At 70.7% G+C, this 20,600-nt stretch carries 15 protein-coding genes; 7 read left to right on the forward strand and 8 right to left on the reverse strand.

The genetic code is table 11. The annotated features are described in order from the left end of the window. The first annotated feature begins 118 nt into the window (after positions 1–118). Positions 119–1,306: a glycoside hydrolase family 88/105 protein gene (locus ACERZO_RS32305; RefSeq protein WP_372669043.1), complete on the forward strand. Its 1,188-nt coding sequence runs from the start codon at positions 119–121 to the stop codon at positions 1,304–1,306. Positions 1,307–1,361: 55 nt separating this feature from the next. Here the strand turns inward: ACERZO_RS32305 and ACERZO_RS32310 are convergent, their stop codons facing one another. The 4 genes from ACERZO_RS32310 to ACERZO_RS32325 all read right to left on the reverse strand — a co-directional run bounded on the left by ACERZO_RS32310 (position 1,362) and on the right by ACERZO_RS32325 (position 6,058). Further along, on the reverse strand, positions 1,362–2,843 hold the full coding sequence (locus ACERZO_RS32310; RefSeq protein ID WP_372669046.1) for a glycoside hydrolase family 28 protein: 1,482 nt from the start codon (positions 2,841–2,843) through the stop codon (positions 1,362–1,364). A gap of 299 nt (positions 2,844–3,142) precedes the next feature. Then, positions 3,143–3,769, reverse strand: a complete 627-nt coding sequence (locus ACERZO_RS32315) for a TetR family transcriptional regulator (RefSeq protein ID WP_372669049.1) — start codon at positions 3,767–3,769, stop codon at positions 3,143–3,145. Between the two features lie 24 nt (positions 3,770–3,793). Next, positions 3,794–5,365, reverse strand: a complete 1,572-nt coding sequence (locus ACERZO_RS32320; protein WP_372669052.1) for an alkaline phosphatase D family protein — start codon at positions 5,363–5,365, stop codon at positions 3,794–3,796. 36 nt (positions 5,366–5,401) lie between these two features. After that, positions 5,402–6,058: an SH3 domain-containing protein gene (locus ACERZO_RS32325; RefSeq protein WP_372669055.1), complete on the reverse strand. Its 657-nt coding sequence runs from the start codon at positions 6,056–6,058 to the stop codon at positions 5,402–5,404. Positions 6,059–6,169: 111 nt separating this feature from the next. Here ACERZO_RS32325 and ACERZO_RS32330 point away from each other — a divergent pair, with 111 nt between their 5' ends. The 4 genes from ACERZO_RS32330 to ACERZO_RS32345 all read left to right on the forward strand — a co-directional run bounded on the left by ACERZO_RS32330 (position 6,170) and on the right by ACERZO_RS32345 (position 13,256). Continuing rightward, entirely contained in the window at positions 6,170–9,049 is a 2,880-nt protein-coding gene (locus ACERZO_RS32330; RefSeq protein WP_372669058.1) for an AfsR/SARP family transcriptional regulator, read from the forward strand. A 99-nt stretch (positions 9,050–9,148) separates the two neighbouring features. Then, on the forward strand, positions 9,149–10,363 hold the full coding sequence (locus ACERZO_RS32335) for a hypothetical protein (protein WP_372669060.1): 1,215 nt from the start codon (positions 9,149–9,151) through the stop codon (positions 10,361–10,363). 173 nt (positions 10,364–10,536) lie between these two features. Then, positions 10,537–11,916, forward strand: a complete 1,380-nt coding sequence (locus tag ACERZO_RS32340; protein WP_372669063.1) for an FAD-binding oxidoreductase — start codon at positions 10,537–10,539, stop codon at positions 11,914–11,916. A 104-nt stretch (positions 11,917–12,020) separates the two neighbouring features. Further along, positions 12,021–13,256 carry a glucuronyl hydrolase gene (locus tag ACERZO_RS32345; RefSeq protein ID WP_372669066.1) on the forward strand — a complete coding sequence of 412 codons (1,236 nt, stop codon included), beginning with the start codon at positions 12,021–12,023 and terminating at the stop codon, positions 13,254–13,256. 26 nt (positions 13,257–13,282) lie between these two features. Here the strand turns inward: ACERZO_RS32345 and ACERZO_RS32350 are convergent, their stop codons facing one another. Further along, on the reverse strand, positions 13,283–13,735 hold the full coding sequence (locus tag ACERZO_RS32350; protein WP_372669068.1) for a DUF4396 domain-containing protein: 453 nt from the start codon (positions 13,733–13,735) through the stop codon (positions 13,283–13,285). Between the two features lie 254 nt (positions 13,736–13,989). Here ACERZO_RS32350 and ACERZO_RS32355 point away from each other — a divergent pair, with 254 nt between their 5' ends. Continuing rightward, on the forward strand, positions 13,990–15,006 hold the full coding sequence (locus ACERZO_RS32355; RefSeq protein WP_372669070.1) for an autoinducer 2 ABC transporter substrate-binding protein: 1,017 nt from the start codon (positions 13,990–13,992) through the stop codon (positions 15,004–15,006). On the opposite strand, the gene ACERZO_RS32360 is transcribed toward ACERZO_RS32355, so the two are convergent. The 3 genes from ACERZO_RS32360 to ACERZO_RS32370 all read right to left on the reverse strand — a co-directional run bounded on the left by ACERZO_RS32360 (position 15,003) and on the right by ACERZO_RS32370 (position 18,717). Further along, positions 15,003–16,565, reverse strand: coding sequence for an esterase-like activity of phytase family protein (locus ACERZO_RS32360; protein ID WP_372669073.1), 1,563 nt, complete (start codon positions 16,563–16,565; stop codon positions 15,003–15,005). The genes ACERZO_RS32355 and ACERZO_RS32360 overlap by 4 nt on opposite strands. A gap of 131 nt (positions 16,566–16,696) precedes the next feature. Further along, positions 16,697–17,956, reverse strand: a complete 1,260-nt coding sequence (locus ACERZO_RS32365; RefSeq protein WP_372669076.1) for a DUF6923 family protein — start codon at positions 17,954–17,956, stop codon at positions 16,697–16,699. Then, positions 17,953–18,717, reverse strand: a complete 765-nt coding sequence (locus ACERZO_RS32370) for a bestrophin-like domain (protein WP_372669079.1) — start codon at positions 18,715–18,717, stop codon at positions 17,953–17,955. Before ACERZO_RS32370 ends, ACERZO_RS32365 begins: the two co-directional genes overlap by 4 nt. A gap of 391 nt (positions 18,718–19,108) precedes the next feature. Here ACERZO_RS32370 and ACERZO_RS32375 point away from each other — a divergent pair, with 391 nt between their 5' ends. Further along, positions 19,109–20,512 (forward strand): family 2B encapsulin nanocompartment shell protein, encoded by a 1,404-nt coding sequence (locus tag ACERZO_RS32375; RefSeq protein ID WP_372669081.1) that lies wholly within the window; start codon positions 19,109–19,111, stop codon positions 20,510–20,512. Positions 20,513–20,600: the final 88 nt, after the last annotated feature.

A 20,600-nucleotide genomic window follows, 5' to 3' on the forward strand; every position in this document is an offset into this window, starting at 1 on the left:
ATGCCGACGGACGGCGGATCGGCATCCCGGCCACCTTCTTCACGAGGGGGCACCTTCGAGGAGGTGCCCCCTCGTGGAACTGCCCGCTCACCGGGGCCCGTGCACGAAAGGACAACGAATGTCCGAGCACCCCCTTCGCCCGACCCGGCGCGCGGTCCTGGCCGGCACCCTGGGCGCGCTGGGCGCCCTGGCCGCGGCGGGTCCCGTCGCGCGCGCGGCGGACCGGCTGCCCCCGATCGGCGGCGCGAGCGCGCCGACGGACTGGTCCCGCGCCGTGATCGACTCGACGATGAAGCGCTACACGCCGGACAAGATCGGCGGCTGGGGCTACACCCTCGGGTTGTACCTCTACGGCCAGTACCTGTTCTACAAGCGCACCGGCGAGAAGAAGTACCTCGACTACATCGTCGCGTGGTACGACCGCTTCATCACCGACAGCGGGATCTCGAACAGCTTCACCAACCTCGACTCGATGCGCTCGTGCCAGCTGCTGCCGCTGCTGTTCGCCGAGACCGGCCGCAAGAAGTACAAGACGGCGGCCGACCAGCTGCGCAAGCGGTTCCCCGCCTACCCCCGCACGTCCGACGGCGGCATGTTCCACGCCACGAGCAAGGTCGGCCAGCTGTGGGGCGACGGCGTCTACATGGCCCAGCCGTTCCTCGCGCTCTACGGCGCGGCGTTCAACGACGGCGGTTACTGCTTCGAGGAGTCGGCGAAGAACCTCGTCGTCTACTTCAGCCACCTGCGCGAACCGGCGAAGGGCCTGCTCTACCACGCCTACGACGAGGACGGGTCCGAGTCGTGGGCGTCCGGCGCCGGCCACCACTCGAAGTACCACTGGGCCCGCGCGATCGGCTGGTTCGGGATGGCGGCGATCGACATCCTCGAGGTGCTCCCGGCGAACCACCCGCGGCGGCCAGCGCTGATCGAGATCGTCCAGTTCCTGGCGGCGGGCTACCAGCGCTACCAGGACCCGTCGACCGGCCGCTGGTACCAGGTCGTCGACCGCGGCGGGGACTCGAAGAACTGGCTGGAGACGTCGGCGTCGTCGATGTACACGTTCACCATGGCCCGCGGTGTCCAGCGCGGCTACCTGCCGTCGTCGTACCAGGCGGTGGCGGACAAGGGGTACGCCGGCGTGCTGCGCAAGGTGTCGGTGGGCTCGGACGGGCTGACGAACATCACCGACATCGGCGAGGGCACGAACGTCGGCGACCTGTCCTACTACTACGCCCGGGCCCGCAAGACGAACGACTTCCACGGCCTGGGCGCGTTCCTGATCATGAACGAGCAGTACTCGCACTGACCACGCAGGCGCGCCGCAGGAGGGGCCCCGGCTCACGAGCCGGGGCCCCTTCGTGTCAGCAGCTGGAGCTGGAGCCCGAGGTGTTCACCCGCAGGGCCGAACCCGACGTCGTCGCCGAGTCCTTGACGCAGTACCCCGTCACCGTCTGGAAGCCGACGTCGAACGGGCTCTTGCTCCCCTTCTCCGCCGTGAAGTGGTCGAACGTCACGTCGGAGCTGTTGTTCACGATGCTCGCCGGGCGGCCGTCGTCCTTGGCGAACTCGACCGAGCTGTCCACGAACTTGACGCCCGACGCGTAGTGCACGTACCAGCCGTACGAGGGCCGCGTGCCGATGCTCTTCGGGTTGTAGTCGGTCGAGGTGTTGCTCGGCACGCCGGTGCCCATGGTGCCGTTGCCGCCCGGGACGTTCAGGTGGACGCCGGTGAACGTCACGTCGGAGACGCGGTGGCTGCTGTCCGCGCCCCAGATCGTCGGGCTGAAGTTCGTGCCCGTGTGCGTGCCGGTGACGTTGTCGAAGGTGATGCCGCTGATCGAGCCGACCCCCGGCTTGTTCCCGCACCGCTTGCGCGTGCCGATCTTCATCATGATCGGCGAGTACGTCCCGGACATCGTGATGTTGCGGTAGTGCACGTCGGAAATCTTCGCGCCGTCCATCGAAACGATGCCGAGCCCCGATTTGTGCGCGCCGGTGATCGTGATGTCCGAGAACTGGTAACCGGTGAAGTCACCGCACGTCTCGGACCCGAACATCAGCGCGTTGCAGCACACCGCCGACAGTTTCGCGTTGTTCACCGTGACGTTCCCGTTCGGCAGTTTCGCGCCGAGCGCGTAGTCGCTCTTGAACACGAGTGCGTCGTCGTTCGCCGCGATGGTCGCGTTGGTGATCGTGACGTTCGTCGTGCTGATGATGTTCCAGCCGTCGCGGTCGCTCGCCGTGTCGATCGTCAGGTGGTCGGAGACGACGTTCGTGCAGCCGTTGATCAGCGCCGCGAAGTGCCCGCCGCGGCGCAGCTTGATCCCGGACAGCGTGAGCCCGTCACAGCGGGTGAGCGACAGGATCTTGTCGGCCTCGCCGGACTTCGGGTTGCCGGTGATGAGGTTGCCGCCACCGTCGATCGTGCCGGCGCCGGTGAACCCGATGTTCGTCAGCTTGTCGCCGAAGAACATCGCGTTGTGGAAGTGGCTGTGGCCGTAGTCCTGGTAGTCGTCGTTCGGGTTGGACTCGGGCTTGTCGTAACTGTCCGCGCTCGACCCGGAGATCGTCGCACCCGCGTCGAGCTGGATCGTCACGTTGCTCTTGAGGTGCACGGTGTTGGCGGACTTGTAGGTGCCGGAGGTGAACCGGACCGTGCCGCCGCCCGCCGCGTTCGCGGCCGTGATCGCCTTGTCGATGGCGCCGGAATCGTTCGTCGACCCGTTTCCCTTGGCGCCGTAGTCCTTGACGTCGTAAACGCCGCCGGGCGCGGCGGTGGTGACGCCGGCACCGGCCACCACCAGTCCCGCCACCGCGCACGAAATCAGCAGGATTCTTTTCACGGGGAACCGCCTTGTCATGGATTCGAGAAAAGCTCTTCATGACGGCGGAGCACTCAGCCTACGAGCGCCGAGAGCGGGGTGTCAAGATCACCGGAAAACCGATCGCGTGAGGCCCGGGGGACCCGCGCCACCCCCAGTCGGACGCGGGTCCCCCCGGTGTTCGTGTGGACGGTGAGCGGCCGGAACACCGGGCCGGCTCCGGCGTCCTATCGGGATTTTGGCAGTCTACCTTCGCCAGGCCCGGCGAAACCGTGCATTCTTCATGGTCCGGACCATGAATTCGGCATGATCCGGGTGGCTCAGCCGAACCCTAGGCCGGACGTCAGCAGGTGGAACGCCCGTTCGGCCGCCGCGACGGCCTCCGGGTGCCGCCGGGCCGCCGGGACACCCGCCGCGACCGCGTCCATGTTCGCCGTCGCCAGGGTTCGCCGGACCGCGGCGATCTGCGCCGCGGCGAGCGCGGAATCGAGCGGCGGGACGCCGGCTTCGGCGAGCGCGGCGGCCAGCGCCGCCTCCCCGGCGGAGGTGAACTCCGCCAGCCGCGCCACCAGCGCGGGTGTGCCGGTGACCAGCCGGAACACCGCGAGCACGGCGGGCTCGTCGCACAGGCCGGTGACCGGCGAACGCTCTTCGAGCCCGCGCAGGAACGCCTCCCGCAGGGCCGACAGCGCGCCCTGCCCCGCGCGCCGGGCGCGGACGACGTCCGCCGCGTCGGTCTCGTGGTCGGCGAACCGGTGCAGCACCAGGTCCTCCTTCGACGGGAAGTAGGCGAAGAGAGTCCGCTTGGACACCTCCGCCACCCGCGCCACCTCGGCGACCCCGACGGCGTCGAACCCGCGCTCGAGGAAGAGCCCGATCGCCGCCGTCGAGATCGCCGCCCGCGTGCGGAGCTTCTTGCGCTCCCGCAGGCCCAGTTCTTCGGTCACGTCACGCAGCGTAGCGTCCCCGCCTCAGACCTGCTGGAGCCCGGGCTTGCCCGCTTGCACTACGTAGCTGCGGTCGTTCTTGATCACCACCGACGCCGGGTCGTAGACGCTGGTGTCGGACGTCGTCATGAAGTCCGCCCGCGTCTGGGACGGCGTCGTCGTGACGCGGACGTAGCCACGCTCGCCCTTGCAGTACTTGACGTGCGGGTTGTTCGCGTACCAGGTCGAGCTCGGCGCGGTCGCGGTGTCGCTGTTGCTCGTGACCGACGTCGTGACCAGCTCGGAGCCGATGACCGGGTCGCTGTGGTCGAAGTAGTCCAGCCGCAGGTCGGCCGCCCAGTGCCGGTGGACGTCGCCGGTGAGCACGACCGGGTTGGCGACCTTGCGGTCGACCCAGCCCTGCTGGATCCGGTTCCGGGAGGCCTCGTAGCCCTGCCAGGAGTCGGGGCTTTCACAGGTGGCCTTGTTGCCGTCGCCGTCCCGCGTGGCGAAGAAGACCTGCTGGCCGAGGAAGTCCCACGTGGTCGGGTGCGACTCGAACTGCTTGAGCAGCCACGCTTCCTCGGTGCTGCCGAGGATGCTGCGCGAGGTGCTGCGCATGTCGGTGCAGGCCGGGCCGGCGTCGCCGGAGGGGTCGGCGACCTGGGCACTGCGGTACTGGCGCGTGTCGAGCATGTGGAAGCGGGCCAGGTTGCCCCAGACGAACTGGCGGTACAGCTGGATCGACGAGCCGTTCGGCTTGGCCGTCGAGCGGATCGGGGTGTTCTCGTAGAAGGCCTGGAACCCGGCGGCCTTGCGCGCGGCGGTGGCCGGCGAAGTGGTGCCGTTCCAGTTGTTCATCACTTCGTGGTCGTCGAACACCACGATCCACGGCGCGATCGCGTGCGCGGCCTGCAGGTCGGCGTCGGTCTTGTGCTGGGCGTGCCGGGCGCGGTACTGCGCGAGCGTCGTCACGTCCTCGGTGAAGGCCAGGCTGCGCGGGTTGCGCTCCTGCGCGGTGCGGCCCGACTTCTTCTCGTAGATGTAGTCGCCGAGGAACAGCACCAGGTCCGGGTCGTCGGCGACGATGCCCTTGTACGCGTGGTAGTAGCCCTCCTCCCAGTGCTGGCAGGAGCTGAAGCAGTACTTGAGCTCGTTGACCGCGGCCCCGGCGGCGGGCGCGGTGCGCGTCCGGCCGACCGGCGAGATGTAGCCCGCGCTCTTGAAGCGGTAGAAGTACTCGCGCGCCGGCTGCAGGCCGGCGGGTTCGATGTGGACGCTGTGCCCGGACGCGCGCACCGCGTCCGCCGACCCGCTCTGCACGATCGAGGTGAACGCCTGGTCGTTCGCGATCTCCCAGTCGACCGCGTAGGTCGCGTCCGGCATGCCGCCGAAGCCGTCCGGGTTGAGCGGCGCCGGCGCGAGTCTCGTCCACAGCACCACGCTGTCGGGGAGCGGATCGCCCGAGGCGACGCCGAGCTGGAACGGGTCGTGGATGGTGGGGGCGGCCGCGGTGGTGCGGGCGTTCGCCCAGGACGGCAGCGCGGCCGACGCCGCGGTGGCGGTGACCGCGGCGAGCCCGCCGAGCAGCACCTTGCGCCGGGTGAGGTCAACCATGTCGGAAAGCCTTTCGGGAAGGGGAGAGACGCGCGGTCAGGCCGCGAAGTCGGTGATGCCGTCGCTGCAGGACAGCAGCGCGGGCTTGGCGGTCGTGTAGTTGGCGACGCAGACCTTGTAGAAGACCCAGCCGCCGTGCGGGACGCTCACGGCCTTGTCCACCGAGGAGCCCTCGCCGCCGGAGTTCCAGACGTAGAACGGCCCGGCGCCGCCCTTGAGCCAGTAGGCGACGACGGCCGAGTAGCCGTCGGCGTTCTTGTCGTAGACGAGGAAGTGGGAGTCGGACGAGCGGTACGTCGCCTCGCCCGCGCAGGCGTCGGCGCACTGGCCGCTGCCCGAGCCGACCCCGCAGTCGGGCGCGATCCGCAGGTCGGAGCCGGTGTAGACGTAGGTGTCCGAGATGTACCCGCCGAGCGCGGGCACGTAGTCCCACAACGTGCTCGTGCCGTAGGTCCCGGTCACCGACGTACCGGTGATCTGGCAGTCGATGGTCACGGACGCGCCGTTCGCGACGGTCTTGACGGCCGTCGCGCTCGCGGTGGGCGCCCGGCGGACGTTGAGGGCGTCGCCCGCGGTCTTGACGGTGCCGGTCGCGGCCGCCGACGCCTCGAGCGCGCCGCCCACCGCGAGCGCGCCGATCGTCGCGAGCACGACCCCTAAGCCGGCCGTACGCCGGAGGTTCGAACGCTTCATGGCGGGAGCGTGACCGGGGCTCGTACACGACTCGTACAAAGCGCCCACGGGCTGCGCAGACACTCCGAATGGATCTAGCCCGTGGGGTCGAACGGGCCATAGCATCCGGTTATGGGGGAACTCATCGGGCAGGTTGAGGCCACCTCGCTTAAGATCCGCGTCCTCGGACCGCTGGAGGTCACCGCTTCCGGGCGGGTGATCCCGCTCGGCGGGCCGAAGCCCCGGCTGCTGCTGGCCGCGCTGGCGCTGCAGCCGAACGTCGTCGTGTCCGCCGACGTGCTGGTCGAGGTGCTGTGGCCGGAATCGGCGCCGCGGTCGGCCGCGGCGAACATCCGCACGTACGTCCATTCGCTCCGAAGACGGTTCGCCGAGATCGACCCCGACCTGGGCGAACGGATCAGCAGCCGCGCCTCCGGCTACCTGCTGACCGCGTCGCCGGAAGAACTGGACCACCTCGCCTTCACGGCCTTGGCGGGCGAAGCGCAGGAAGCGCTCGACCGCGCCGACGCCGAGAGCGCTCTCAAGCTCCTCGACCGGGCCGACGCGCTGTGGCGCGGCGAAGTCCTCGAAGGACTGCCGCACGACCACAGCTGGGGCGCGACCGTCGCCCGGCTCGCCGAGCTCCGCCTGTCGGTGCAGGAACAGCGCCTGCGGGCGCGGATCGACCTCGGCCGCTGCGGCGAAGCCGTCGCCGAGCTGCGCGGGCTGGTCACCGAGCACCCGCTGCGCGAAGAGCTGTGGGCGCAGCTGATCATCGCGTTGCGCGCGGCCGGGCGGACCGCGGACGCCGTCGAGGCGTACGAATCCGCCGAGCGCGTCCTGCGCGAAGAGCTCGCCGCCGAACCCGGTGCGCGGCTGCGCGAACTGCGCGCGACCCTCGTCTCCGAAACCGTGCCCGCCGTGCGCGCGGCGGAGTTCGTCCCGGTCTGTCAGCTGCCGCTGGACCTGCCGGACTTCACCGGCCGCGACGACGTCCTCCGCGAGGTCGTCGGCCTGCTGCGCGAGCGCGCGGACTCGGGCACGCCGGCCGTCGTCGTGCTCTCCGGCGCGCCCGGCGTCGGGAAGTCGGCGCTCGCCGTGCGGGTCGCGCACGCGGTGCGCGACGACTTCCCCGACGGGCAGCTGCACGTCGACCTGGCCGGCACGTCGTCGTCGCCGCGCGCGCCGATGGGCGTGCTGGCGGAACTGCTGCGGGCGCTGGGCATCCCGGACGCCGGCCTGCCGCGCGAACCGGCGGAACGCTCGGCACTGCTGCGGTCGCGGCTGGCCGGGCGGCGGATGTGCGTCGTGCTCGACGACGCCGGTAGCGCCGCCCAGGTGCGTCCGCTGCTGCCGGGCGCCGGCGCGTGCGCGGTGCTGGTGACCAGCCGGATCCGGCTGCCCGGGCTGGCCGGGGCGACCCCGGTCGACGTCGACCTGCTGCCGGAGGACGAAGGCGCGCGGCTGCTGCAGGGCATCGTCGGCGCCGAGCGGGTGGCCGCCGAACCGGAGAGCGCGGCGGCGATCCTGCGCCAGTGCGGGCACCTGCCGCTGGCCATCCGGGTGGCGGGCGCGAAGCTGACGCACCGGCCGGGCTGGACGCTGCGGCTGCTGGCCGACCGCCTGCGCGACGAGCACCGGCGGCTCGACGAGCTGCGCGTCGGCGACCTCGCGGTCCGCGCGAGCGTGACGCTGTCGTACGACCTGCTGCCGATGTCGGCGGCGACGGCGTTCCGCGGGCTCGGTTTGCTGGGGCCGGTCCAGTTCCCGGCGTGGGCGGTCGCGGCGGTGCTGGGCCGCCGGGACGCCGAAGACGTCCTGGACGTCTTGGTCGACGGCCACCTCGTCGAGCTCGTCGGATCGGATTCGGCCGGGCAGCCGCGCTACCGGCTGCACGACTTGCTGCGCGTGTACGCGGTGGAGCTGGCTGAACAGAGTGACGCGGCGAAGACGCGTGCCGGGCTTCGCCGGGTTCTGGAGGGGTACCTCGCGCTGGCGTTGGAAGCCGCGAGGCGGATGCCGTTGCACTTCTTCGGCATGTACTGCGACGACGAGCTCCCGCGGCCGGAGGTGCCGGCGGACGTGCTGCCGGACGACCCGGCGGCGTGGTTCGCGGCCGAGCGGCACACGAGCGTTCAGGCGGTTTCGCTGGCCGCTTCGCACGGTTTCGACGACCTCGCGTGGCAGCTGGCGTCGGCGTTGACGCCGTACTTCGATCTCCGCGGCCACCAGGACGACTGGCACAGCACGCACACGATCGCGCTGGCGGCGGCCCGCCGGACGGGGTCGGTGCGCGCGGAGGCGATCGTGCAGCGCAACCTCGGGCAGTACCTGCTCTACCAGGACGAATACGCCGAATCGCGAGTGGCGTTCGAGGAGTCGAAGGCGCTGTTCGAGCGGGTCGGCGACGCTCAGGGCGTGGCGATCGCGCTGACCGGGCTGGCCACGATCCTGCGCATCGACGGCGAGGACGGCCTGGCACTCGACCACTGCCACGAGGCGTTGAAGCTGTTCGCGGAGGAAGGCGACCCGAACGGCGAAGCGGTGGCGCGGCTGGGTGCGGGCGCGGTCTGGATGTCCCGAGGCTGCTACGCGGCGGCGAAGCGCTGGTTCACCGACGCGCTGGAGCTGTCGGCGGCGATCGGCGACCGCCACCGCGAGGCCCACGCGTACAAGAGGCTGGGGTTGCTGTTCCAGCACCAGGGCAACCTGGCGGCGGCCCGCGAGCACGTCGACCAGGCGATCGCGATCTTCACCGACCTGGGCGACGACCACTGCGTGGGGTACGCCAACCAGAACCTCGGCGAGCTGTGCCTGCACAGCGGCGACTTCGCGCACGCGCAGTTGTTGCTGGTGAACTCGTTGTCGGTGCACCGGCGCAACGGGGACCGCCGGTCGGAGGCCGAGGTTTCGCAGTTGCTCGGTGAGCTGCACCGGGCGCTTTCGCAGCCCGAGCGGTCCCGGGACTATTCGGAGCGGGCTTTGGCCATTTGGCGGGAGCTGTCGGCCTGACGTTCACCCGGGTGCACAACCTGCTTGTACGGATCATGTACGCCGCCCCGCCAACCTTTCGCCACGTTCGAGTGAACGAGTGCGAGAGGAGAACCGGGGATGATCCGGATCAAGAAGGCCGGCCGCGTGACCGCGGCGGTCCTGGCCGCCGGGGCGGTGACGGCGCTGGCCGGAGCCCCCGCCCAGGCCGCGACCAGCACGAGCTGGACCGCCAATCTGTCCATTGTGGACAGCGATGACGTCAACGTCACCGGCGCGGGCGGGACGCTGACCCTGGCCGACGCCGCGTGGCACAGAACCGCGCGGGTCTTCGCCGGCAGCGAAGGCAGCCTCATCACCGCCGAGCACGCACTGGGCACCGCGGCGAACCGCGTCAGCGCGCAGCTGTCCGCCGACACCCCCAAGGGCACCACCGTCGACGTCGAGGTGCGGGGCCGCACCGGCGTCGACGCCTGGACCGAGTGGACGCCCGCCGGTACCGCGTTCAAGACCTCCGTCAGCGCCGTGCAGGCGCGGATCAGCCTGCACAGCGACACCGACGGTGTCCGCCCGTCCGTCACGGGTCTCGCCCTCAGCGCCGACAGCGTCCCGCAGGTGAACGCGCTCGCCGCGGCGACCGAGCTGACCTACAAGATCTACGGCACCCGCGAGGGCCTGACCGGTCAGACGACCGCCAACGGCCACGTCATCACCAGCCGCGACCACTTCGTCGCGCTGCCGTCCGGCCGCGGGCTCTCGCCGAAGGGCACCGGCAGCTACAGCGTCCGCGTCTGCAAGACCGACAACAGCCGCTGCGAGTACGCGCCGGTGTGGGACGTCGGCCCGTGGAACACCAAGGACGACTACTGGAACCCGGCTTCGGTGCGCTACGAGTACAAGGACCTCCCGCAGGGCACGCCGGAGGCGTACGCCGCCTACCACAACGGCTACAACGGCGGTAAGGACGACCTCGGCTACAAGGTCGGCAACCCGGCCGGCATCGACCTCGCCGACGGCGTCTTCTGGGACGGCCTCGGCATGTCCGACAACGGCAACGTCAACGTCAGCTACCTGTGGACCGGCTCCGGCCCGACCGGCACGGTGAAGACCGCAGGCGACCCGATGAACGTCCGGGCGAGCGCCAGCACGTCGGCCGCCGTCAAGGGCCTCGCCGCGAACTACGCCCGGGTCAACATCGAGTGCTACGTCGAGGGTGACAGCGTCACCGGCACGTTCGGCACCAGCACGATCTGGGACCGGATCGGCCCGGGCCACTACGTGTCGGACACCTATCTGCAGACGGGTTCCGACCTCCCGGTCGCGCCGCACTGCTGAACCCGCGGCTCGAGCGAGCCCCGAACGTCGCGTGGTTGACTGCCCTCATCCCGCGATGACGCGAAGGCCCGGTGTCCCCCGCCGGGCCTTCGCCCTTTCGCGCGGCCGGAACCGCCCCGAAGGCCGCGCGGGCAGCCCCGCCGTTCGCCGCCACGCACGGTGACACTGGGCCGATGACGACGATCAGCGACACGTTCGGCCGGCGCATCCGGGGCACCGTGCTGCACGACGGCGACGGCGGCTACGACGAGGCGCGCCGCGTCTGGAACGGCGAGATCGACCGGCGGCCCGCCCTGATCGTCCGGGTCGCCGGCCCCGACGACGTCGCGGCGGCACTGGCCCACGCCCGCGAAACCGGGCTGGCCGTCACCGTCCGCGGCGGCGGGCACAACTTCGGCGGCGCGGCCGTGGCCGACGGCGCGCTGCTGATCGACCTCTCCGCGCTGCGCACCATCGAGGTCGACAGCGGCGCCCGTACGGCCCGCGTCGGCGGCGGCGCGACCTGGGCCGAGCTCGACGCGGCGACCCAGGAGCACGGCCTGGCCACCCCGGGCGGCACGGTCAGCGACACCGGCGTCGGCGGGCTCACGCTCGGCGGCGGGTTCGGCTGGCTGACTTCGCGCCACGGGCTCTCGATCGACAACCTGCTCTCCGCCGAGGTCGTCACCGCGGACGGCCGCGTCCTGCGCGCGTCCGAAACCGAGCACCCGGACCTCTTCTGGGCGTTGCGCGGCGGAGGCGGCAACTTCGGCGTCGTCACCGAGTTCGAGTTCCGGCTGCACCCGGTCGGGCCGCTGGTCGAGCTGGGCATGTTCTTCTGGCGCCTCGACGACGCCCCGGCGGCGCTGCGGTTCGCCCGCGACGTCCTGGCCTCGCTGCCGGACGGCGCCGGGGCGATGCTCGCCGGCCTGAACGCCCCGCCGGTGCCGTTGGCGCACCACGGCGCACCCGGGGTGGCGCTGATCGTCGCCGGGTTCGACGGCCCGGAGCGGCACGCCGAGCTCGTCGCGCGGATCCGGGACGGGGTGCCCGCGCTCTTCGAGCTGGTCACGCCGATCCCGTACACCGAGCTGCAGAAGATGCTCGACGGCGGTGCGCCACGCGGGCTCTTCGCCTACGAGAAGTCCTTGTACCTCAGCGAACTCTCCGACGACGTGCTCGACGTCGTCGCCGCGCACCTGCCCGGGAAGTCGTCGCCGCTGTCGCTGGTGCCGGTGTTCCCGGTCCGGGGCGCGTTCTCCGCGGTGGCCGACGACGCGACGGCGTTCGGCGGCGCCCGTCAAGACGGCTTCGTGTTCGGGATCGCGGCGGTCGCGCCGTCCGCGGAGCTGCACGCCGCGGACCGGGCGTGGACGCGGGCGTTCTGGTCGGCGCTCGTGCCGCACTCGGGCAACACCGGCGGGTACGTCAACTTCATGGCGGAGTACGAGCAGGACCGCGTCCGGACGTCGTACGGCGCGGAAAAGTACGCGCGGCTGCAGCGGATCAAGACCGCGTACGACCCCGGAAACGTGTTCCACCACAATGCGAATATCCCGCCTATCGGAACATGAATTCACAACCTTGAACGACTATCCGCCGGGTGTACAAGCGCCAGTCCGTTGTGGAAAACTTCCGGGAACCTGGAGCATTTCCCCACACGGAATGGCGGTCACCTGTGAGCGTTACCCGGAGAACCCTGCTGACCACCGCGGCCGGTGCCGCGGTGGCGGCGAGCGCCAGCACCCCCACCGTCGCCGCGGCGGCCTCCCTCGATGCCTCCGACCAGGCATCGGTCACCCGGACGCTCCGCCAAGCGGCCGACTACGCGGTCGCCAAGCTCCGCGCGGTGGCACCCGGTGTCACCGCGTTCCCGGTCGGCACGAAGTTCGAGAAATGGACCTATTCGCAGAATGGCGACTGGGTCGGCGGATTCTGGCCCGGCCAGTTGTGGCTGGCCTGGCTGCACAGCGGTGACGAACAATTCAAGACCCTCGCGCTGGCGTCCGCGGAGAAACTCGCGCCGCGCCAGAACGACACCGGCACGCACGACCTCGGTTTCCTCTTCTACCCGTCGTGGGTGACCGCGTACCGGCTCACCGGCGACGAAAAGTGGCGGGCGGGCGCGGTACAGGCGGCGTCTTCGCTGATCAAGCGATACAACCCGGCCGGGAAGTTCATCCGCGCCTGGGGCGCGCTGACCGACCCGAACAACGCGGGCCGCGTCATCATGGACACGATGATGAACCTCGACCTGCTGGCTTTCGCGAGCAAGCAGACCGGGGATCCGCAGTACCTCGAGATCGCCGTCGCGCACGCGAAGACCGCGCAGCGCAACTTCCTGCGCCCGGACGGCTCGACCCCGCACGTCTTCGACTTCGACCCGGTCACCGGCGCGCCGATCGGGCCGAACACGGTGCAGGGCTACAGCCCCACGTCGTGCTGGTCGCGCGGGCAGGCGTGGGGGATCTACGGCTTCACGACCATCCACCGCCGCACCGGGGACAGGGAGTTCCTGACCACGGCCCGGCGCCTGGCGGACTTCGCGTTGTCGCACCTGACGTCGGACCACGTGCCGGTGTGGGACTACCTCGCGCCGCAGGCACCGAACGACGTCAAGGACGCGTCCGCCGGGGTGATCATGGCGTGCGGCCTGCTCGACCTCGCGGAGATCACGCACCGCGCGCAGTACCGCGACGCCGCGCTGCGGATCCTCTCGGCGATTTCGCAGACGTGCCTGACGACGAAGTCGGCGCGGGCCGAGGCGAGCGTCGCGCGCTGCACCCGCAACCGGCCGGCCGAGGACGGCATCGAGGTGTCGCTCCCCTACGCCGACTACTACCTGCTGGAAGGCATCCTGCGGGTGCTCGACCGACCGAAGGCCGACCGGGCCGTCGACCTGTCGAGCGTCTGACCCACCGGGGGAGGCCGCCACCTCCCCTAGTGGTGGTGCGCGTGGACCTTCGCGTGGCCGAGGCCGCGCCCGATCATCCACTTGTTCACCGGCACGGTGACGACGAACGCGACCGCCAGCGAAAGCGCCAGCGCCAGCCAGAAGAGGAGGCTGGCCAGGCCGGCGTCCATCGCCCCCGGGATCGCCACGACGACCGTGTTGTCGATCAGCTCCATGACGGCGATCGACACGGTGTCGGCGGCCAGCGCGACCTTGAACGCGGCCGCCGCGGACAGCCCCGACTTCAGCACGCCCCGCATGGTCAGGCCGTAGCCGAAGACGAACGCGAGCACGATCGACAGGACGACGGTCGCCGCGTTGTGCAGGCCGAACGCCGTGCCGAGCACCATGCCGAGCACTTCGCCGATCGCACAGCCGGTCAGGCAGTGCAGGGTCGCCTGGATCGCTGTCGCCCACGAAGCTCCACGCTGTTCGTTCATGCGGGGAACTATACCCCCTGGGGGTAACTACGCCAGTGTCTCGCGCGCCACAGGCGACCCAGCGTGCATGCGGCCGTCGCTCACTGTGAGCGACACCGCCGGACCAGCGAATTCTCGCCAGAAATCCACGAGGTAGAACTCACTTCCGTAACCCTTTGCGCACATCCCGTTGACCAGCGTTACGCGGAGCCCTACCTTCCCCCTTGGTCTCCACCGTGCGCAGACCGATCGAAAGTCCTGAGGAATGGGTGGGGATGCGAGGGCCGACGAAGACGTTCCGGCTGGTCGCGACGCTGCTGCTGGGTGCGGCGCTCGCGCTCGGGGGCTGCTCGGAACAGCTGGGCAGCGCGCCCGCGTCGGCGCCGACGCGGATCGCGTTCGTGCCGAAGGTCGACGGCATCCCGTACTTCCAGGCGATGAACACCGGCGGCCTCGAAGCGGCGAAGCAGCTGGGCGTGGAGTGGTCCACGGTCGGCCCGAAGACCGTCGACCCCGACGCCCAGGTGAGCATCGTGCGCGACCTGATCGCCAAGAAGGTCGACGTCATCGTCGTCGCGCCGAACGACCCCGCCGCCCTCGCGCCGGTGATCGCCGAGGCCCGCGCGAAGGGCATCCACGTGCTCACCTCCGACACCGACGCGCCGGGCACGCAGCGCGAGGTGTTCGTCAACCAGGCCAGCGCCCAGGGCATCGGCGCCGCGCTCACCGACGCGCTGATGAAGCGGACCGGCGGCACCGGCGAGTACGCGATCGTCTCGTGCGGGCCGGCCGCGGCGAACCTCAACACCTGGATCTCGGTCCAGAAGGAGTACGCGGCCGAGCACTACCCGAAGGCCCGGCTCGTCGAGACGCTGTACGCGGGTGAGGACCAGGACACCGCGACGGAGCTCGCCAAGGAGCTGATGGTCCGCCACCCGGCCCTCACCGGCCTGGTCGGCGAGTGCACGACGTCCGCACCCGGCGTCGCGAAGGCCGTGCGCGAGCAGCAGAAGATCGGGCAGGTGTTCACCGTCGGCGTCGGAACGCCGCAGGCGATCAAGCCGTACCTGCTCGACGGCTCGTGCTCGCAGTCGGTGCTGTGGAATGTCGAGTCGCTGGGCTACCTGACCGCCTGGACGGCGAAGCAGGTCGCCGACGGCAAGCCGCTCCAGCCGGTCAACAAGGTGAGCCTGGAGTTGCCGGCGGTGAAGTACGACGCCACGTCGAAGACCGTCCTGCTGGGCGATCCGCTGCTCATCACCGCCGACAACGTCGACCAGTTCAAGTACTAGCGCACGTCGATCGTCACCGTCGCGGTGCTCGTCGCCGCCGGGAGCCTGGTGGTGTCGACAGCCAGGTATTCGCCGTCGTCCTGGCGGCCGTCCGGCAGCGTCTTCGGGTGCAGCGCGTACGGCGGGGCCGCGTTCGTGACGCCGTCGATGCCGAAGTCGTTGTCGTTGCTGATCACCAGCGTGCGGCCGCCGTCCGTCGTCGCGACGCCCTCGACCTTGTCGTGGCCGAAGAAGCCGCCGCTCGGGTCCAGGCCGGTGACCAGGGCGCCGAGGTCCAGGTAGAGCTTCTTGCGCACCGGCGTGATCCCGGCGGCGGCCAGGTCCTTCGTCGCCTCGGCCGTGGTGTCCTTGCCGACGTAGGCGTCGATGCTCTTGCTGCCGATCAGCACGCCGCCCTTGACGGCGTCGTAGCCGGCGGCCTGCGGGCCGACGTCGGTGGCGCCGGTCAGGTCGATCTCGAACAGCTTCTTGTAGGCGCCCGGTTCCACCTTGCCGTCGCGTTCGTCGACGAGGAAGCGCGTCGCCGAGAGCGCGGTGATCTCGCTGACCGCGGTGCTCGTGGTGGCCGGGTCGTCGAGCAGGTAGAGATACTCGTGGGTGGCGCGGGTCCGCAGGTCGACGGTGACGATCCGCAGCGTGGTGACGTTGCCCGGCTTCTTCGTCAGGTCGGGCTGCTGCAGCGCGGACTGCATGACGCCGACGAGTGTCCGGCCGTCCGGGGTCAGCGCGAGGCCTTCCATGCCCTTGTTCGGCACGCGGTACTTCAGCTCCGCCGGCAGCGAGCCGTCGAACGGCGAGAGCCGCTCGATCGCGCGGCCGTCGCGGCCGAAGCGGGTGATGAAGGGGCCGTACTCGTCGGAGACCCAGAAGGTGCCGTCTTTCTGCGCGACCAGGCCTTCGGAGTCGTAGCCGTTCGCGGACTTCGGCAGGACGTTCCCATTCAGGTCGACGATCTTCTCGCCGGTGTCGGCGAGCGGGCTGACCTGGCCGTTGTAGGGCGTGCCGTCCGCGGCGCGCAGCGGGATGGTCTTCTCCAGCACGGCTTTCCCGCCGCGGAGCCGGAACTTCCCGATGGCCGGGGTGAAGGCGGGCAAGGGTTCGATCTTGCCGCCGTCGGGCGCGTCGACGTTCGGGCCGCGGTCGGTGAGGCCGTAGAACTCGTCCCTTTCGCCGGGGACGGGGGTGAGCGCGGAGCCGTACGCGCCGCCCTTGATGGACACGCCGCCGATGGTGGCGAGCGGCTTCAGGCCGGTCGGGTAGAGCTTCACGGCGTCCGAAACGGTGTAGGTGAAGGAATCCCGGCCGGTGAAGCCGGGGGCGGGGGTGTAGCGGAGGGTGCCGTCGGCGTCGAGGTCGACGGTCCCGTGCGCGGCGGCGGTGTGCCGGACGACGGCGGTGCCGCGGTCGTTGCGGAGCAGGTCCGCGGTCAGGGTCCGCCCGGCGTGGGTCTTGAGGTGGTCGTCCTCGGCCCTCGGCCCGTGACCGTGCGCTTCGGCCGGCCCCGCGGCCAGCGGCAGCGCCAGCACGCCGGCGACCAGGGCGATCGTTACCCGCTTCATCCCGTTTCTCCTCCTCCGGCGCGTGGACCGCGCCGGAGGAGGAGTCTCCGTGCCCGAAGTGGACGGTGGCCGGCTTCGAGGAGTCCAGGACGTTAACGGTCGCGCCGGCAGGTCTGCCGCGCTGGTCGTGGTCAGCGGTGCCGGCGGACGTGGGCCACTGCCGCGCCGCCGCCCAGCACCAGGATCAGGGCCGTCAAGCCCCAGCGGCGCTTCTCCTGCGTCCGCACTCCCGTGTCCTGGGCCACCGGCTCCGGCTCCTCCGTCGGCTGCACGTGCCGCTTCGACGACGGTGGCGGCGGCGGAAGCGGCTCCTCGGCCTTCGGCGCCGTGGTGGCCACCGAGGTCGGAGTAGGTGTCGGGGTCGTCGGGATCACCGCCGCCGGCTGCTCCACCGGCGGCGGCTGGGACGGCGGTGGCGGCTCCGGCGTGGCCGAGGAAGCCGGCGGCGGAGACGGCGAAGGAGTCGGCGATGCCGAACTGGTGGTAGGCGGGGGCGGAGGCGGCGGAGCCGCTTCGGCGAAGCACCCCGCCGCGTCCCCGCTCACCAACGCCGGCCCTGTCGACACCTCGACCGCCGCACCCGAGCCGTCCCGGGGCAGGCGGTAGGTCACGCTCCGGCGGCCCGCCCGGTTGGCCGTCGCGTAGATCGCGTCCGGCGCCAGCACCACCGACCCGTACGCTCCCCCGCGCGGGAACCGCAGGTCCGGCACCACCACGACCTTCCCCGTCGCGGGGTCCAGCGTCACCACCGAGCTGTCGCCGCGCGAAGTCGTCGACACCCCGTACAGCAAGCCGGAATCCGGGTCGTACGCGAAGTCGTCGACGCCCACCGCGAGCGACACCGGCCGCAGCGCCGTCCGGTGGACCACCCGGATGTAGTCCGCCGACGCCGGGTCGATGTCCACTGTGTACAGATCGCTGTCCTGCCGCACGTACCAGCGGTTTCCGGCGATGGCGCCCGCCGTCGCACCCGTGACCTGGCTCCACACCGGACGCTGCGCGCCCGCCCGGCCGACCACGCCGAGGTCCGTCACCGCCCCCGACGCGTCGATCCGCACCGCGTGGGCGCCGTGGTCGTAGCGGCCCCGGCGCGTTCCGTCCGCGACGCCGTACACCACGTCCTGCCCGGCCGAGTACCCCATCGCGTTGATCCAGTACCCGGCCTGGGTCAGGCGTTTCGTGGTCCCGTCGGGCAGGGACAGCAGCCGCAAGGTCGTCGGCGCGCCGTCACGTTCGTTCTCCGCCTGCAGGATCGTGCAGGTGTCCGGGTCCTGGGCCGCCGGACGCTTCGAGGACGACGCCGGCGCGAGCCAGCCCGTCGCCGCCAGCACCGCCGAGACCGCCGCCGCCACGCCGAGCATCGCCGCCCAGCGGGCCCGCGTGCCGGTCAAGCCAGCCGGTCCAGCGCGCCGGTGAACGCCTCCGCCGGGATCTTCGCGCCCCCGCTGAACGGGTTCTGCAGCTGGTAGATCGCGAACAGCAGCAACGTGATCGTGCCGGCCAGCGTCGAGACGATGATGATGTGCGCCGCCAGCCGCGTGCCGCCGAACAGGTTCGGCAGCAGGATCGCGGTGATCAGGCTGCCCAGGATCAGTGCGAACCAGACGACCGCGCCGACCCCGCCGCCACCCGCGTTGTTCAGCCGTTGCGTGCGGGCCTGGTAGACCGACCAGAGCTGGTTGCTCGCCTCGGTCTTGCGGTCGATCGCCCAGTCGCCGTCGACGTCGGCGGCCGCGACGGCCTGGCGCATCTGGTCCAGCTGAGTCCAGCCCGTGGCGGCGATCTCGCCGCCGTCGGCCAGCCGCGGCCACTCCTGTTCTTCGACCGTCCGCGCGTAGGCGACGGCGAGCTGGTGCACGCGGTCCTTCGTCTCCGCCGGCAACGCGTCGGCCGCCCACGTCGCCGCGACCAGGCTGTCCGCTTCGGTCTGCGCGTCCTGGCTCGCCGAGCCGACCGAGTCGAACAGCGAGATGAGCACGAACGCGACCAGCACCGCGTGCAGCCCGCCGACGATGGTGAACACCTGGCCCGCCGCGTCGTTGTTGTCGGGCCGCCCCTCGTCCCAGCCGAACCGGCGGACCAGGTACGCGATCACGCCCCCGACGAGGGCCGCGCCGGCCACCCAGAGCCCGCCGGCCACGAAGATGTTCATCCACGTCCTTTCCGCACCGGCGCATTCACGCCAGGGTGGTCAAGTTAGTGCACCCATTTCCGCACGGACAACCGGGTATTGTTCGATTCATCCGAGTGGCCTCACCCGGGCCGCCGTTATCGCCGGTTCGGCGCAGTTCACCGCCGATCCGGCCGCTGGCTCGCACCCCGCAGCAACCGTCGATTCCCCTTATGCACTGGGGATCTTCTCGACCGGGTGACGCCTGCGAACGGCGGGTGACGACCGCGGCGAACGCGGTGTCCGAAATGGCCGAAGGTCGAACAGGTGATTCTCCCGCGGGACCCGATCGTGTCATTGTGCGGGCGGACGCCGTTGCTATGTTGATTCTCCGTCGCAACCCGGTTTTCCGAATGATGGGGTGGTTTTCGCTGTGACTGTCACCGACCCGGTGGACACCGACCAGGCACCGCAGAGCCTCGGCCGGGCCGCGGCCCGGACCCTGGCCACCACGACCAAGTCGGTCCCCCAGATGCAGGGCATCTCCTCCCGCTGGCTGCTCAAAGTCCTGCCCTGGGTCGAAGTATCCGGCGGCGCCTACCGCGTCAACCGCCGCCTCTCCTACTCCGTCGGCGACGGCCGCGTCACCTTCACCACCACCGGCGCCGAGGTCCGCGTCATCCCACCCGAACTCGGCGAACTCGCCCCCCTGCGCGGCTACGACGACGAAGAGGTCCTCACCGAACTGGCATCCCGGTTCTCCCAACACGAATACGAACCCGGGGACGCCCTCGTCGAATTCGGCTCCCGGGCCGACCAGGTGTTCCTCATCGCCCACGGCAAGATCACCAAAGTCGGCACCGGCGCCTACGGCGACCAGACCGTCCTGGGCACCCTCGCCGACGGCGACTACTTCGGCGAGACGGCGTTGGTCCGGGACGACGGGATCTGGGAGTTCACCGCCAAAGCCGTCACCACCTGCACCGTCCTCACCCTGCCGAGGGACGTGTTCGAGGACGTCCTCTCCCGGTCCGAGACATTGCAAGCCCACCTGGACGCCTACGTCGCCGGCGGGGCGTCGGCACGCAACGACCACGGCGAAGCCGAAATCTCCCTCGCCTCCGGCCACGACGGCGAACCGACCCTGCCCGGCACGTTCGTCGACTACGACGCCCAACCCCGGGAATACGAACTCTCCGTCGCCCAGACCGTCCTGCGCGTCCACTCCCGCGTCGCCGATCTCTACAACCAGCCGATGAACCAGATCGAACAACAACTCCGGCTCACCGTCGAGGCCCTGCGGGAACGCCAGGAACACGAACTGATCAACAACACCGGCTTCGGGCTGCTGCACAACGCCGACTTCGCCCAGCGCATCCCCACCCGCACCGGCCCACCCACCCCCGACGACCTCGACGAACTCCTCGCCCTGGTCTGGAAAGACCCCGGAGTCTTCCTCGCCCACCCCAAAACGATCGCCGCGTTCGGCCGGGAATGCACCAAGGCCGGGTTGTATCCCGACGCCGTCGACCTCGGCGGGCACCACGTCCCCGCCTGGCGCGGCGTGCCGATCCTGCCGTGCAACAAGATTCCCGTCTCCGACACCCGCACCAGCTCCATCCTGCTGATGCGCACCGGCGAACAAGCCCAGGGCGTGGTCGGGCTGCACCAGACCGGGCTGCCGGACGAATACCAGCCGGGACTGAACGTGCGGTTCATGGGTATCAACGAGCAGGCGATCATCTCCTACCTCGTCTCCGCCTACTACTCGGCCGCGGTGCTGGTGCCGGACGCGTTGGCGGTGCTGGAAAGCGTCGAACTCGGCCGGGAGGCGTGATGGCGGAACCGACGACCCCGCCCCGCAAGCCCGACGCGGAACCGCCGCGCCCCGGGCCCGGCCTGCCACCGTCGGCCTTCGGGCCGAC

It is taken from the genome of Amycolatopsis kentuckyensis (genome assembly GCF_041679295.1).
Classification (GTDB): domain Bacteria; phylum Actinomycetota; class Actinomycetes; order Mycobacteriales; family Pseudonocardiaceae; genus Amycolatopsis; species Amycolatopsis kentuckyensis_A.

Excerpts from the sequence above, each read along its gene's own strand:
- ACERZO_RS32305 (WP_372669043.1), top strand. The coding sequence starts at position 119 with ATGTCCGAGCACCCCCTTCGCCCGACCCGGCGCGCGGTCCTGGCCGGC.
- ACERZO_RS32320 (WP_372669052.1), bottom strand. The coding sequence starts at position 5,365 with ATGGTTGACCTCACCCGGCGCAAGGTGCTGCTCGGCGGGCTCGCCGCG.
- ACERZO_RS32325 (WP_372669055.1), bottom strand. The coding sequence starts at position 6,058 with ATGAAGCGTTCGAACCTCCGGCGTACGGCCGGCTTAGGGGTCGTGCTC.
- ACERZO_RS32330 (WP_372669058.1), top strand. The coding sequence starts at position 6,170 with ATGGGGGAACTCATCGGGCAGGTTGAGGCCACCTCGCTTAAGATCCGC.
- ACERZO_RS32335 (WP_372669060.1), top strand. The coding sequence starts at position 9,149 with ATGATCCGGATCAAGAAGGCCGGCCGCGTGACCGCGGCGGTCCTGGCC.
- ACERZO_RS32340 (WP_372669063.1), top strand. The coding sequence starts at position 10,537 with ATGACGACGATCAGCGACACGTTCGGCCGGCGCATCCGGGGCACCGTG.
- ACERZO_RS32350 (WP_372669068.1), bottom strand. The coding sequence starts at position 13,735 with ATGAACGAACAGCGTGGAGCTTCGTGGGCGACAGCGATCCAGGCGACC.
- ACERZO_RS32355 (WP_372669070.1), top strand. The coding sequence starts at position 13,990 with ATGCGAGGGCCGACGAAGACGTTCCGGCTGGTCGCGACGCTGCTGCTG.
- ACERZO_RS32360 (WP_372669073.1), bottom strand. The coding sequence starts at position 16,565 with ATGAAGCGGGTAACGATCGCCCTGGTCGCCGGCGTGCTGGCGCTGCCG.
- ACERZO_RS32370 (WP_372669079.1), bottom strand. The coding sequence starts at position 18,717 with ATGAACATCTTCGTGGCCGGCGGGCTCTGGGTGGCCGGCGCGGCCCTC.